Origin of the sequence: Pseudomonas sp. NFIX49 (assembly GCF_900115915.1) — a bacterium.
GTDB lineage: Bacteria > Pseudomonadota > Gammaproteobacteria > Pseudomonadales > Pseudomonadaceae > Aquipseudomonas > Aquipseudomonas pharyngis.
Genome location: NZ_FOYE01000008.1, coordinates 44,577 through 57,253, shown reverse-complemented (window position 1 = coordinate 57,253; position 12,677 = coordinate 44,577). Strand labels below are relative to the sequence as shown.

13 protein-coding genes are annotated in these 12,677 nt (G+C 59.7%); 6 read left to right on the top strand and 7 right to left on the bottom strand.

The window, feature by feature from the left end:
* Positions 1 to 13: 13 nt before the first annotated feature.
* Positions 14 to 1,864, bottom strand: a complete 1,851-nt coding sequence (locus BMZ46_RS22385; protein ID WP_074688976.1) for a sigma-54-dependent Fis family transcriptional regulator — start codon at positions 1,862 to 1,864, stop codon at positions 14 to 16.
* 270 nt (positions 1,865 to 2,134) lie between these two features.
* On the opposite strand from BMZ46_RS22385, the gene BMZ46_RS22380 reads away from it, so the two are divergent.
* From BMZ46_RS22380 to BMZ46_RS22355, 6 genes are read left to right on the top strand one after another with little or no spacing between them, the layout of a single operon-like run.
* The gene (locus BMZ46_RS22380) at positions 2,135 to 3,229 is read left to right on the top strand and encodes an ABC transporter ATP-binding protein (RefSeq protein WP_039767464.1); all 1,095 of its coding nucleotides are present in this window, start codon (positions 2,135 to 2,137) and stop codon (positions 3,227 to 3,229) included.
* Positions 3,229 to 4,341: an ABC transporter ATP-binding protein gene (locus BMZ46_RS22375; RefSeq protein WP_007951488.1), complete on the top strand. Its 1,113-nt coding sequence runs from the start codon at positions 3,229 to 3,231 to the stop codon at positions 4,339 to 4,341. The genes BMZ46_RS22380 and BMZ46_RS22375 overlap by 1 nt, the downstream gene beginning before the upstream one ends.
* Positions 4,338 to 5,204: a carbohydrate ABC transporter permease gene (locus BMZ46_RS22370; RefSeq protein WP_007951487.1), complete on the top strand. Its 867-nt coding sequence runs from the start codon at positions 4,338 to 4,340 to the stop codon at positions 5,202 to 5,204. Before BMZ46_RS22375 ends, BMZ46_RS22370 begins: the two co-directional genes overlap by 4 nt.
* 9 nt (positions 5,205 to 5,213) lie before the next feature.
* Positions 5,214 to 6,014, top strand: a complete 801-nt coding sequence (locus BMZ46_RS22365) for a carbohydrate ABC transporter permease (protein ID WP_007951486.1) — start codon at positions 5,214 to 5,216, stop codon at positions 6,012 to 6,014.
* A 10-nt stretch (positions 6,015 to 6,024) separates the two neighbouring features.
* Positions 6,025 to 6,297, top strand: coding sequence for a DUF2160 domain-containing protein (locus BMZ46_RS22360; protein ID WP_039767461.1), 273 nt, complete (start codon positions 6,025 to 6,027; stop codon positions 6,295 to 6,297).
* Between the two features lie 47 nt (positions 6,298 to 6,344).
* Entirely contained in the window at positions 6,345 to 8,087 is a 1,743-nt protein-coding gene (locus BMZ46_RS22355; RefSeq protein WP_064380728.1) for an ABC transporter substrate-binding protein, read from the top strand.
* Positions 8,088 to 8,142: 55 nt separating this feature from the next.
* Here the strand turns inward: BMZ46_RS22355 and BMZ46_RS22350 are convergent, their stop codons facing one another.
* From BMZ46_RS22350 to BMZ46_RS29615, 6 genes are all read right to left on the bottom strand, one after another.
* Positions 8,143 to 8,520: a type II toxin-antitoxin system VapC family toxin gene (locus tag BMZ46_RS22350; protein WP_039767456.1), complete on the bottom strand. Its 378-nt coding sequence runs from the start codon at positions 8,518 to 8,520 to the stop codon at positions 8,143 to 8,145.
* Positions 8,517 to 8,948 (bottom strand): type II toxin-antitoxin system Phd/YefM family antitoxin, encoded by a 432-nt coding sequence (locus tag BMZ46_RS29405; RefSeq protein WP_074688974.1) that lies wholly within the window; start codon positions 8,946 to 8,948, stop codon positions 8,517 to 8,519. Before BMZ46_RS29405 ends, BMZ46_RS22350 begins: the two co-directional genes overlap by 4 nt.
* 158 nt (positions 8,949 to 9,106) lie before the next feature.
* Positions 9,107 to 9,985 carry an alpha/beta fold hydrolase gene (locus BMZ46_RS22340; protein ID WP_074688972.1) on the bottom strand — a complete coding sequence of 293 codons (879 nt, stop codon included), beginning with the start codon at positions 9,983 to 9,985 and terminating at the stop codon, positions 9,107 to 9,109.
* Positions 9,982 to 10,932 carry a class I SAM-dependent methyltransferase gene (locus tag BMZ46_RS22335; protein ID WP_074688970.1) on the bottom strand — a complete coding sequence of 317 codons (951 nt, stop codon included), beginning with the start codon at positions 10,930 to 10,932 and terminating at the stop codon, positions 9,982 to 9,984. Before BMZ46_RS22335 ends, BMZ46_RS22340 begins: the two co-directional genes overlap by 4 nt.
* Complete coding sequence (locus BMZ46_RS22330) at positions 10,929 to 12,152, bottom strand: YcaO-like family protein (protein ID WP_074688968.1); 1,224 nt, start codon at positions 12,150 to 12,152, stop codon at positions 10,929 to 10,931. Before BMZ46_RS22330 ends, BMZ46_RS22335 begins: the two co-directional genes overlap by 4 nt.
* A gap of 50 nt (positions 12,153 to 12,202) precedes the next feature.
* Positions 12,203 to 12,331, bottom strand: coding sequence for a hypothetical protein (locus BMZ46_RS29615; protein WP_256574470.1), 129 nt, complete (start codon positions 12,329 to 12,331; stop codon positions 12,203 to 12,205).
* Between the last annotated feature and the right edge of the window lie 346 nt (positions 12,332 to 12,677).

Sequence of the window (12,677 nt, the reverse complement as noted above, 5' to 3'; positions counted from 1 at the left end):
GCTATGGGGGCGCTCAGCTTTCAAGCTGCCGCAATCGCTTGTACAGCGTATTGCGGCTCACCCCCAATCGCCGAGCCAGGTGGGAAATATTCCCGCCGGCCAGTTGCAACTCTCGGTTCAGCGCCTCGGCATCGTTCAGGTCGATGCCCAACGGCTCGGCCACTTCCACCGGCTCCATCTCCAGATCGACGAAGAAGTCGTCCGGCAAATGCTCGGGCCGAATCGGTTGTTCCTCGGCCATCGCCAGCGCCACCTGCATCACGCTGCTGACCTGACGCAGATTGCCCGGCCACGGGTGCCGTTCAAACAAGTCCAGCACCTCGCGACTCAATCCCGCCCACTGCGACGGCTCGCGATGTTGCTCCCACAGGCGTTTGAACAGCGCCTGCTTGTCGCTGCGCTCGCGAAGCGGTGGTAATTCGAGAGTCAGGCCGCCGATGCGGTAGTACAAGTCTTCGCGAAAGCGCCCCAGTTGCACCTGTTCCCGAAGCGAACGGTTGGTGGCGGAGATGATCCGCAGATCCACCGGGAACAGCTCGCTGCTGCCCACCGGTTGCACGCAGCGCTCCTGCAGCACCCGCAACAGCCGGGCCTGGGTCGGCAGCGGCATGTCGCCGATCTCGTCGAGGAACAGCGTGCCTTTGTCGGCCTTGCGAATCAGGCCGATGCTGCCTTTCTGGTTGGCGCCGGTGAACGCGCCTTTCTCATAGCCGAACAGCTCGGACTCCACCAGTTCGGCGGGGATCGCCGCGCAGTTGACGGCAATGAACGCCTGTTTGCTGCGGGAGCTGGCCTGATGCAGGGCTTTGACGAACACTTCCTTGCCGACCCCGGTTTCCCCGTGAATAAGCAGCGGGATGTCCTTTTCCAGCAGACGTTCGGCCTGGCGCACGGCTTTCTCCACGCGGCTGTCGCCGAAGTGCAAAGTGCTCAGGCTGATGGCCGTGGGTGCGGCGACTTTCGGTTCGGCGGTTCTTGTTTCAGTGAAGACCCGCGCCTGAACCGGCGCCTGTTTAGGTCGCTTCAACAAACACTGGAAACGATTGCGCCCGGAAGTCTGCAAGGCAAACGGCAAACCGTCCGGCTGATTGATCAACTCCAGCAACGAGACCTTGAACAGGCTTTCAACGCTGACCCGCGACAAGCGCACACCCAGCAGATTGTCGGCCCGACGGTTGGCCGACAGCACCTGACCGCTCTCATCAAAGATCAGCAGCCCGGCCCACTGGCTGTCGAGATTGTTCAACCCGGTGTTGAAGGTCAGTTGAAAGTGCTGGCCATGGAACAGGTTGAGGATCAGCCGGTTTTCCACGGTCTGGCTCATCATCTTGACCATGCCGAGGGTGTGCGAGGGCGGCAGGTAGCTGTCGCTGGACACATCGAGTACGGCGATGACCTTGCGCTCGGCATCGAAAATCGGTGCGGCGGAACCGGTCATGAAGCGGTTGGCCTTGAGAAAGTGTTCATCGTGTTCGATGTGCACCGCCTGCTCGCAGGCCAGCGCCGTGCCGATGGCGTTGGTGCCGCTGGCGCGTTCGATCCAACTCGCTCCCGGTTGAAAACCCCGCGCCAGACTCGGCTCGATAAAGCGTTGCGTGCCCCACGAGGTCAGCACCTGGCCCTGATTGTCGGCGAGCATGATCAGGCAGTTGGAATTGCTGAGGATGTTTTCGTAGTAGGGCAAGACTTCCTGGTGGGTGGTCTGCACCAGCGCGTGATGGCTGTCGAGCAGATGCGCGATGCCGGCGGCGGGCAACTGATCAAAGGCCGGGGCGCTTTGGTGATCCAGACCGAACGCGCGGCAACGTTGCCAGGAACTCTGGACGAGGGCGTCGTGGGACAGCGGCGGGGCAGTTGCGGCCATGATTGGCAGTCTCTGAAGGGTGCTTTGTTGTTTTTGTTATGGCTCGTTCGACGAGCAAAAAGCATCCATAGAGTGTTGTTCACTATTGTTCATTGTCAATCGCCAAACTGTTCAATTGTTCAGTCGCGACTGTTCACTTGTGTTCAGCTACGAACCACGGTTTGCGTGGCTTTCAGCGAATCTAACGGTAAATCAACAGCTTGCCGTTTCTGGCACGAATGTCGCTCTACAGGACAGGTCGCTTGACTCCAATAATAAAAAGGCCGAGCCATGTCACTCACCCTGGAGCACGTCTGCCGTACCGTCGAGGGCCAGACCTGGATCGACGATGCGAGCCTGAAATTCGAACCTGGATCTTTCAACGTTTTGCTCGGACGCACGCTGTCCGGCAAGACCAGTCTGATGCGCCTGATGGCCGGTCTGGACAAGCCCGACAGCGGCCGCATCCTGATGAACGGCGTCGACGTCACCCAGCGTCCGGTGCGTTTGCGCAACGTGTCGATGGTCTATCAGCAGTTCATCAATTACCCGACCATGACGGTGTTCGAGAACATCGCCTCGCCGCTGCGCCAGGCCGGGATCTCCAACGAACAGATCCAGAGCAAGGTGCAGGAAACCGCGAAGATGCTGCGCATCGAAAAGTTTCTGCAGCGTTATCCGCTGGAACTGTCCGGCGGCCAGCAGCAGCGTACCGCGATGGCGCGGGCGCTGGTCAAGGATGCCGAGCTGATTCTGTTCGACGAGCCGCTGGTCAACCTCGATTACAAGCTGCGCGAAGAGCTGCGCCAGGAAATGCGCGAGCTGTTCAAGGCGCGCCACACCATCGCCATCTATGCCACCACCGAACCCAACGAAGCGCTGGCGCTGGGCGGTACCACGACCATTCTGCACGAGGGCCGGGTGATCCAGAGCGGCCCGTCGACCGAGGTCTACCACCAGCCACAAACGGTGCTGGCCGCCGAATTGTTCTCCGAGCCGCCGATCAACCTGATGCCGGGGCGTATCGCCGGTAACGAAGTGAGTTTCGCCAACTTCGTGCACTTCCCGCTGAACGTCGATCTGCGGCCAGTGGGCGAGGGCGAGTTCCGTTTTGGTGTGCGCCCGAGTCATATCTCGCTGGTGCCGAGCAACGACGACGACCTGGAACTGGCGGTGACCGTCGAGGTGGCGGAAATCAGCGGTTCGGAAACCTTCCTGCACGTGCGCAACGAGCATTTTCTGCTGGTGTTGCATTTGCCGGGGGTTCACGAATACGACGTCGATGCGCCGATCCGCATCTACATTCCGACCCATAAACTGTTTGTGTTCGATGCGCAGGGCCGTCTGGTGCAGGCACCGGGCCGGCGCGTCGCGAGGGTTGCCTGATGGCCGAAATCCGTTTGCAGCACCTCGCCCACAGCTACAGTAAAACCCCGAGCGGGCCCGAGGATTACGCGATCCGCGAGATGGACCACATCTGGGAGCAGGGCGGCGCCTATGCCTTGCTCGGCCCTTCGGGTTGCGGCAAATCGACCTTGCTCAACATCATTTCCGGTCTGCTCAGCCCGTCCCAGGGCCATGTGCTGTTCGACGGCAAAGCGGTCAACGACCTGACCCCGGAGAAGCGCAATATCGCCCAGGTGTTCCAGTTCCCGGTGGTGTACGACACCATGACCGTGTTCGACAACCTGGCCTTTCCCCTGCGCAATCAGGGCCTGGCCGAGGCGAAAGTGCACAGCAAGGTGCAGGAAATTGCCGAAGTTCTCGACCTGCAAAACCTGTTGAGCAAAAAGGCGCGCAACCTCACCGCCGACGAAAAACAGAAAGTCTCCATGGGCCGTGGCCTGGTGCGCGATGACGTCTCGGCGATTCTGTTCGACGAGCCGCTGACGGTGATCGACCCGCACCTGAAATGGAAACTGCGGCGCAAGCTCAAGCAGATCCACGAGCAGTTCAACATCACCATGGTCTACGTAACTCACGATCAGCTGGAGGCTTCGACTTTTGCCGACAAGATCGCGGTGATGTACGGCGGCCAGATCGTCCAGTTCGGAACGCCACGGGAATTGTTCGAGCGGCCGAGCCACACCTTTGTCGGCTACTTCATCGGCAGCCCGGGGATGAACCTGATCGAAGTGCAACCGCAACCGGGCGGGGTCGGTTTCAATTCAACCCATCTGCCGCTGTCCGACGGCTTGCAGCGCCATATCGAACACGGCCAGTGGAAAAATCTGAAGGTCGGCATCCGTCCCGAGTTCATCCATGTGTGGGACGAGCCGTTTGATGACGCGATGCAGGCGCGGGTCGTACACGTCGAAGACCTCGGCACCTACAAGATCATGACCCTGGATCTGGACGGCGCACCGCTGAAAGTGCGCCTGGCCGAGGACAAACCGGTGCCCCAGGGCACTGCGTACATCAGTTTTCCGGCGCAGTGGCTGATGGTCTACGCCGACGAGTTTCTGCTGGATGCCACCGACAGCGAGGTACAGCCATGAACAAGGTGCAGAACAACAAGGCGTGGTGGCTGGTGTTGCCGGTGTTCCTGCTGGTGGCGTTCAGTGCCGTGATCCCGATGATGACCGTGGTCAACTATTCGGTGCAGGACATCTTCGACCAGTCCAGCCGCTACTTCGTCGGCGCCGACTGGTACAAGCAGGTGCTGCTCGATCCGCGTCTGCACGACTCGTTGCTGCGCCAGTTCATCTACTCGGCGTGTGTGCTGCTGATCGAAATCCCCCTCGGGATCGCCATTGCCCTGACCATGCCGACCAAGGGTCGCTGGTCGTCGGTGGTGCTGATCGTGCTGGCGATCCCGTTGCTGATTCCATGGAACGTAGTCGGCACCATCTGGCAGATTTTCGGCCGCGCCGACATCGGCCTGCTCGGTTCAAGCCTCAACGCCATGGGCATCAGCTACAACTACGCGGCCAACACCATGGACGCCTGGGTCACCGTGCTGGTGATGGACGTCTGGCACTGGACTTCACTGGTGGCGCTGTTGTGTTTCTCCGGCCTGCGGGCGATTCCCGATGTGTATTACCAGGCCGCGCGCATCGACCGGGCCTCGGCCTGGGCGGTATTCCGGCACATTCAGTTGCCCAAGTTGAAGAGCGTGCTGCTGATCGCGGTGATGCTGCGCTTCATGGACAGCTTCATGATCTACACCGAGCCGTTCGTGCTCACCGGCGGCGGGCCGGGTAACTCGACGACCTTTCTGAGTCAGACCCTGACCCAGATGGCCGTAGGCCAATTCGACCTGGGGCCGGCGGCGGCATTCTCGCTGGTGTACTTCCTGATCATCCTGCTGGTGTCCTGGCTGTTCTACACCGCCATGACCCACAACGATGCCAACCGCTGAGGCCCGGCCATGAGCAAAAGAAAGCTGATCCCACTGCTGCTCTACATCCTGTTCCTGCTGGTGCCGATCTACTGGCTGCTGAACATGTCGTTCAAGAGCAACACCGAAATCCTCGGCGGACTGACCCTTTTCCCACAGGATTTCACGCTGGCGAACTACAAGGTGATCTTCACCGACCCGAGCTGGTACACCGGTTATATCAACTCGCTGTACTACGTCAGTCTGAACACGATCATTTCTCTGACCGTGGCGCTGCCGGCGGCGTATGCGTTTTCGCGCTACCGCTTTCTCGGTGACAAGCACCTGTTCTTCTGGCTGCTGACCAACCGCATGGCGCCGCCGGCGGTATTCCTGCTGCCGTTCTTCCAGCTGTATTCGTCGATCGGCCTGTTCGACACCCACATCGCCGTGGCGCTGGCGCACTGCCTGTTCAACGTGCCATTGGCGGTGTGGATCCTTGAAGGCTTCATGTCCGGGGTGCCGAAGGAAATCGACGAAACCGCCTACATCGACGGCTACAGCTTTCCCAAGTTCTTCGTGAAGATCTTCATTCCGCTGATCGGCTCCGGCATCGGTGTGACAGCGTTTTTCTGCTTCATGTTTTCCTGGGTCGAACTGCTGCTGGCGCGCACGCTGACCTCGGTGAACGCCAAACCGATCGCGGCGGTGATGACGCGCACGGTGTCGGCATCCGGGATTGACTGGGGCGTACTGGCGGCAGCGGGGGTGTTGACTATTCTCCCCGGCATGCTGGTGATCTGGTTCGTTCGCAACCACGTGGCCAAGGGCTTTGCCCTGGGCCGGGTCTGAGGAACTGATGATGGAATGGATGAGCTGGACCGTCCCGACGGCGGCGTTTTTCATCGTGATCGGGTTGATCCTGGTGGGCATGACCACCTGGGAACTGCGCTCGCCGAGCATCTTGCGGCGAGGGTTTCTGCCGATTGCCACCACCCGTGGCGATCGTTTGTTCATCGGTCTTCTCGGCAGCGCCTACCTGCATCTGCTGGTAATCGGCGTGACCGACTGGAGCATCTGGGTAGCGTCCGCGTTGTCCCTGGTGTGGCTGTTGGCTGTGATGCGTTGGGGCTAGTCGAATCGCTCGGCAATCGTGCTCCGAAAACCTAACAGGAGGTCTCTATGTTCGATAAGAAAAATAAGCTGCGACATAGCATTTCATTGGCAGCCATGCTGGCACTCAGCGGTTTGAGCGCGTCTGCCTGGGCCGACGCCTACGAAGATGCCGCAAAAAAATGGATCGGCAGCGAGTTCAAACCGTCGACCCTGACGGCAGATCAGCAGCTCGAAGAACTGAAGTGGTTCATCAAGGCGGCCGAGCCGTTTCGCGGGATGGACATCAAGGTGGTTTCGGAAACCCTGACCACCCACGAATATGAATCCAAGGTGCTGGCCAAGGCCTTCAGCGAAATCACCGGCATCAAGCTGACCCACGACCTGCTGCAGGAAGGCGATGTCGTGGAAAAAATGCAGACGGTGATGCAGTCGGACAAGAACATCTACGACGGCTGGGTCAACGACTCGGACCTGATCGGTACGCACTTTCGCTACGGCAAGACCGAATCGATCACCGACCTGATGGCCAACGAAGGCAAGAACTTCACCTCGCCGACCCTCGACATCAAGGACTTCATCGGCATCTCCTTCACCACTGCGCCGGACGGCAAGATCTATCAATTGCCCGATCAGCAGTTCGCCAACCTGTACTGGTTCCGTGCCGACTGGTTCGAACGCGCCGACCTGAAAGCCAAGTTCAAGGAAAAGTACGGCTATGAACTGGGCGTGCCGGTGAACTGGTCGGCCTATGAAGACATCGCCAAGTTCTTCAGCGAAGACGTCAAGGAAATCGACGGCAAACGCATTTACGGGCACATGGACTACGGCAAGAAAGACCCGTCGCTGGGCTGGCGCTTCACCGATGCCTGGTTCTCCATGGCCGGTGGCGGCGACAAGGGCATTCCCAACGGCTTGCCGGTGGACGAGTGGGGGATTCGCGTCGAGGATTGCCACCCGGTCGGCTCCAGCGTGACCCGCGGCGGCGACACCAACGGCCCGGCGGCGGTGTTCGCCACCACCAAATACGTCGACTGGCTGAAGAAGTACGCGCCACCGGAAGCGGCGGGCATGACCTTCTCCGAATCCGGCCCGGTGCCGTCCCAGGGCAACATCGCCCAGCAGATTTTCTGGTACACCGCGTTCACCGCCGACATGACCAAGCCGGGCCTGCCGGTGGTCAACGCCGACGGCACGCCGAAATGGCGCATGGCACCGTCGCCACGCGGGCCGTACTGGGAAGAGGGGATGAAGCTCGGTTATCAGGACGTGGGCTCGTGGACCTTCATGAAATCCACGCCTGAGAAACAGAAACTCGCGGCCTGGCTGTACGCGCAGTTCGTGACCTCGAAAACCGTGTCGCTGAAGAAAACCATCGTCGGTCTGACGCCGATTCGCGAGTCGGACATCAACTCGCAAGCGATGACCGATCTGGCACCGAAACTCGGTGGTCTGGTCGAGTTCTACCGCAGCCCGGCCCGTGTGCAATGGACGCCGACCGGCACCAACGTGCCGGACTACCCACGCCTGGCACAATTGTGGTGGAGCCACATCGCCGAAGCCGCCAGCGGCGAGAAGACCCCGCAACAGGCCCTCGACGGTCTGGCCAAGGATCAGGACGCGATCATGACCCGTCTGGAACGCTCCAAGGCCCAAGCGGTGTGCGCCCCGAAAATGAACCCCGAGCGCGACGCGCAATACTGGTTCGACCAGCCGGGCGCACCAAAACCGAAACTGGCCAACGAGAAGCCGAAAGGCGAAACCGTGAGCTACAACGAACTGCTCAAGTCGTGGGAGGCGGCACGCAAATAAGCGCTTTTGCGGGACGGAACGGCACCTTCGGGTGCCGTTTTTCTTTGTGCGGGATTCAGACCAGAACAGCCAGATCTGTGTACTGAGCCACCAGGGGATCGGCGGTTAGCAGCTTCATCGGCTCAATCATGGCGGTTGCAACAATAAGCCGATCGAATGGATCGCGATGGTGGTGTTCAAGCTCCTTTACGGCAATGGCGTGTTCTGAGGTCACTGGGAGTTCTATAAAGCCGCTGTCGAGGCTGTATTGCCTTATTTCTTCGAGATCTACATTCAACTTACCGAGCCCGACCTTGATTGCCATCTCCCAATAGGTCGCAGCGCTGATATAGATTTCGGTGGCGTTCTCAATCAGTTTTCTGGCTTTTGCGGAGAGTCTGGAATCGTCTGAAAGCGTCCAGAGCAGAATGTGGGTGTCGAGCAATACCCTCATGACTGGCCACCCTCAAATGCGTCGAGCATGTCATCCGATAGTGGCGCGTCGAAGTTTTCGGGAAGCACGAGTTTGCCCTTCATCGCACCTATGCGCGGACCGTGAGACTTGGTGACAGGAACCAGACGAGCGAGTGCACGCCCATGTTTGGCAATTGTAATGATCTGCCCCGAGGCGGCCTCATCGACGAGTCTGGATAGATTGTTTTTGGCTTCGGCCAACGGAACGATGATCATCATGTTTTCCTCATATTCTGGACAAATATAGCCAGAATCAAGGGGGCCGGCAAAGTCCCGGATTTGTTCTGTGCAGGTGGGGGGCAAACCTGCACGTCGCGCTATATAGGGAAATTGCATGACTTTGCTCCGTCGCTCGACCACCGATGAATCGAAGCTGCTCACCAGCTCAAAAAAGATTTCACGTTTCATTGTCCGTTCTGGCCTCAGCCGCTTGGTAAACCGTGACCCAAGATAACGTCTTGTTTCCTGGTGTGGCTGTAGGACGAGACGGGCATTCTGGAGAGAGCTTTCTGTGTTCCCGGCGGGACGGGCCAGTAACGGAAAAAGATCCTACGGCCATATAACGCTCACCTTTCGATTTCACGTTTCACCGCCCGACGCACCGCTTTGAGGAGGGCGTTTTCAAAGGCGTTGTGCCCGGCGTGCAGCAGCCGGCAGTGGATGTTCATGCGTTGCCTGAGCCAGCGCACGCTGGCCATGCCATGGGTGTCGCGGATGCCCTGGATCAGCAAGGTATTGTCGTCGAGGGTCGGGTATTCGTCCTTTGGCGTGAAGAAATAGTTTTGCAGGTGGTAATGCAGTTCGAGGCGGATGGCGAGCACAGCTTCCTCATCGACGAAGCGCTCTAGAGTGGCGCGGCAAATCGTCTGGCCTGTGCGCCGCAAGACGGCATTCAACCATTCGATGGCGGCTCGGTGTTGCTGCGATGGACAGCCTTCGCCGAGGATCCGGTAGATGTCCCTGGCGCGGTCGCCGGTCGACGTTTGAGGCGATTGTGCCAACCCGTCATTGAGTGCCTGATCGTAGGCCCGGACATTGGCGGCAAACGGCACGAATACCGAAACCAGCGTGGTTTTCAGCAGGTGCTGCGGATATCGCTGTTGGTACTGGATCGCCAGCCAGCTACCCCATGACACGCCAAGCACGCTGATTTTTTCGAAGCCGAAATACTGGCGCAGGGCATCGATGTCTTCGACACACAGCCCGGTAGTGTTGTCCCGCAGTTCGCCGTAAGGCGTCGAGCGCCCGCAGCCCCGTTGGTCGAACAGGATGATGTCGAACCGACCCGGTTCGAAGAACTGCAAATGGTGGCGGCTTATACGTCCGCCGGGCCCGCCATGGAGGAAAAACACCGGTTCGTGTCCCGGAACACCATGCCGTTCCCAATAGAGTTGATGGCCGTCGCCGGTCGGGTAATAACCTCGGCTATGCAGGGAAAAGCTCATGGCGCCGGAACCGTCAGACGATAGAACTGGAACAGCTCGATTTGCCCTGGTCGTGCCGCGACACTGGATTCAAGTTTCAGGTGATGGATGGAGGCAAGCCAGGTGACCGGAATCAGCACCGGGGTGTGACCGAAGACGAGGATCGTGCCACCGGGATTGACGCAGCGGATCAGCGATTCGAACGCTACGTGGGCCTCACGGCGGGTCAAGACTTCGGCGTTGAGGAAACGCAGGATCAAGACATCGCAGCGAATTCCGGAATTGAAAGCTTCACTCGCCTCCAGCACGTCAAATTCGACGGATGTCCCGCTGTGCCAGCGCCTGGCATGTTCGATCATCGAGGCCGAACGGTCAGTGCCCAGGCACAGACAGTCGGGCAGGGCGCGGGCGAGGTGGGCGATGAACGCGCCGGTCGAACAGGCCGGGTCGTAAATCAGTGCGCCTTTTTCAGTGATGGCCTGGAGCAGCCCGGCGCAGTATTCGCGCAAGTGCTGCTCGTCAGTGTTCAGCTGTTCGGCCAGTGATTCGTTGCATTGCCAGAAGTCTGCCGGGCAGACCGCTTCCCGGCCCGCCTCATCCAGCAGCGGGAAGGGAACCAGGATCTCGCTGTCAGCCTGATGCAATGCATGTTCAAAGACCTGCGCTTTCTCCGCGGGTGAGGCCGTCCGATAGCCGATCGACAACCCGTCATCCCCCCACAATGAATGCAGATGCGGGCCAAACAACATGTCGGGTTTGAGCGAGCTGCTGGCCTGCCATCGAAAATGCCGGTCACGTTGCAGGAGCTTGCGGCCGACCCAGAGCTCATCGTTTACCCGCAGGAAAAAAACGTGATGCAGTCCGCTGCCTCGCGGTTCGAGGAAGTGGCCAACAGCGCCGTTCTCGTTGAGGTAAAGGCGCATGGATCGGGCCAGTGTCAGCTCCCGGTTGCGATCGGGTCGGCTCATGGGGCGGGCCTCTCCAGAGTACGGCCCCGGGCTTGCGGGATGACGACGTTACCGCTGCACACCACGAAGAAGCGTTCCAGTCCGGGGATCACCACGTTGAGCAGGGTCGTGCCGAGCTCGGTTCGCTGCAGGACCGCTGCACCCAGCGTACGGCCATGAATCCGCAGGTCTTGAGTCAGCAGGTGCAGTTGATTGCCCACCGACAGGTTTTTAGCGGCATCCGGCAGTCTCACCTCGTGTTGAGCGCAGCGATACAGCAGCGCCTGCGGATCGAACTGCGCACAGCGCAGCAGGCGCGGGAAGGGCTGGAGGTTGCGCAGCGCATTGGCCAGTGTCTGGCGATATTCAGGTTCGGCGGCACTCAGTTGCAACTGCACCAGTTCAGTGAGCGCCCGCCACGCCGCGTGCCGCGGGTCGAGGGAGCTACCGCTGCCGAATACCTGTGGGTGAGCGCCCGGCTTCGTGGTGAAGGCCAGAAAGGTTCGCGTCTTGAACTCGGTGCTGATATCCACCAGCACGATTTCGCCGTCGATCTCTTGTTCGGCATCAGCCCAAAGACGATCGAGATCGTCGCGTTCAGTGAGACGCGCCACCCGTCGCAGTGGCGGATGGTTCTGATAATAAAAATGATCGAGCAGAAACAACGACACGGCGTCGCGCTCGATGCATTCGTTGGCGGCGTGCAGCATCGCTTCGTGGTAAGTGGCGCCAATGGCGGTGCCGCTGTTGCTGGCGTAGCGCTGCACGGCACGGTAGTCCGCCATGCCCGGTGACGAGGGTAAACGTGAGCCGTTCGGCGAGGTCAGCGCCACCGGGTAGGAAAACCGGTCATGCCACGGCGGACAGACATAGGTCCGGCAGGGGATGCGCACGTTTTGCTGGCAAGTGAGCCTGTGCAGAAGCGAGTCATCGGCAAACACCGGCGTGTCTTTGAAATAGCGTTCCGTTTCGTGGTGAACATCGTAGGTACAGAGCTCATCCGTCCAGTAATGCTCGAGCGCTTCATAGAGCGCGCCCAGGTGCGCCTGATCCGCATAACCCTTGCCGGAGCCACGGGCATGACGGTTGTCGCCGCCATGAAGACTCGCCTGAACTGCAACCACTTTGCTGCCGAGGGTGCGGGTGTGCGGTGTGAGGCCCAGGCGTGAAAGTTCGGTGTGAATACGCCGTTCTGCCTGATCGGCCGTGAGCTCACGCTCGGCCAACGTTGTCTTGTGCATGATTTCCTTCCTGGAAAGCCCGCGAGGGCGCAAGGCCCCCGCGGGTTCTGTCACTCGGCGTTGAGTTCCGCCTGTTCTTCCTCGGTCAGTTGCAGCGCTTCGATCTGCTCTGGCGAGGGCGCTTCCTGCTCTTCCAGTTCATCGATAGGGTTTGCGTTCCAGCTGCCCATGTAGCCCATGATGTTGCTCCTTGGTTGTTGTTTGGGAGTGCTGTTGCAAGCACGAGCCGAATCTAAAAGGGCGGTGAGGGCGGGGTCAAAAATGTCCGGATGTGTCCAGTCGCGGGTTTGAGCGGTGTCGAAATACGTACTGATAAAGCGTGAATTGACGCTGCGAGGACGTGTTTCTGAGGGGCCGCACTGCGTTGCAACGGGCGAGCCACGCGAAAGGAATCAGCGGTTTGAGGCGTTCTGTCTTTTGCCGCTGTCAGACGTTTCAGCGCAGGGGCGACGCAAATTCGTGCTGAAGGATTTACGGGGATGGATGCAGCACTTGTGCGGCGATTTTTCCCATGAGGTTTGAGAA

Coding starts and splice junctions, on each gene's coding strand:
- BMZ46_RS22385 (WP_074688976.1), bottom strand. CDS start 1,864: ATGGCCGCAACTGCCCCGCCGCTGTCCCACGACGCCCTCGTCCAGAGT.
- BMZ46_RS22380 (WP_039767464.1), top strand. CDS start 2,135: ATGTCACTCACCCTGGAGCACGTCTGCCGTACCGTCGAGGGCCAGACC.
- BMZ46_RS22375 (WP_007951488.1), top strand. CDS start 3,229: ATGGCCGAAATCCGTTTGCAGCACCTCGCCCACAGCTACAGTAAAACC.
- BMZ46_RS22370 (WP_007951487.1), top strand. CDS start 4,338: ATGAACAAGGTGCAGAACAACAAGGCGTGGTGGCTGGTGTTGCCGGTG.
- BMZ46_RS22365 (WP_007951486.1), top strand. CDS start 5,214: ATGAGCAAAAGAAAGCTGATCCCACTGCTGCTCTACATCCTGTTCCTG.
- BMZ46_RS22360 (WP_039767461.1), top strand. CDS start 6,025: ATGGAATGGATGAGCTGGACCGTCCCGACGGCGGCGTTTTTCATCGTG.
- BMZ46_RS22355 (WP_064380728.1), top strand. CDS start 6,345: ATGTTCGATAAGAAAAATAAGCTGCGACATAGCATTTCATTGGCAGCC.
- BMZ46_RS22350 (WP_039767456.1), bottom strand. CDS start 8,520: ATGAGGGTATTGCTCGACACCCACATTCTGCTCTGGACGCTTTCAGAC.
- BMZ46_RS29405 (WP_074688974.1), bottom strand. CDS start 8,948: ATGAAACGTGAAATCTTTTTTGAGCTGGTGAGCAGCTTCGATTCATCG.
- BMZ46_RS22340 (WP_074688972.1), bottom strand. CDS start 9,985: ATGAGCTTTTCCCTGCATAGCCGAGGTTATTACCCGACCGGCGACGGC.
- BMZ46_RS22335 (WP_074688970.1), bottom strand. CDS start 10,932: ATGAGCCGACCCGATCGCAACCGGGAGCTGACACTGGCCCGATCCATG.
- BMZ46_RS22330 (WP_074688968.1), bottom strand. CDS start 12,152: ATGCACAAGACAACGTTGGCCGAGCGTGAGCTCACGGCCGATCAGGCA.
- BMZ46_RS29615 (WP_256574470.1), bottom strand. CDS start 12,331: ATGGGCTACATGGGCAGCTGGAACGCAAACCCTATCGATGAACTGGAA.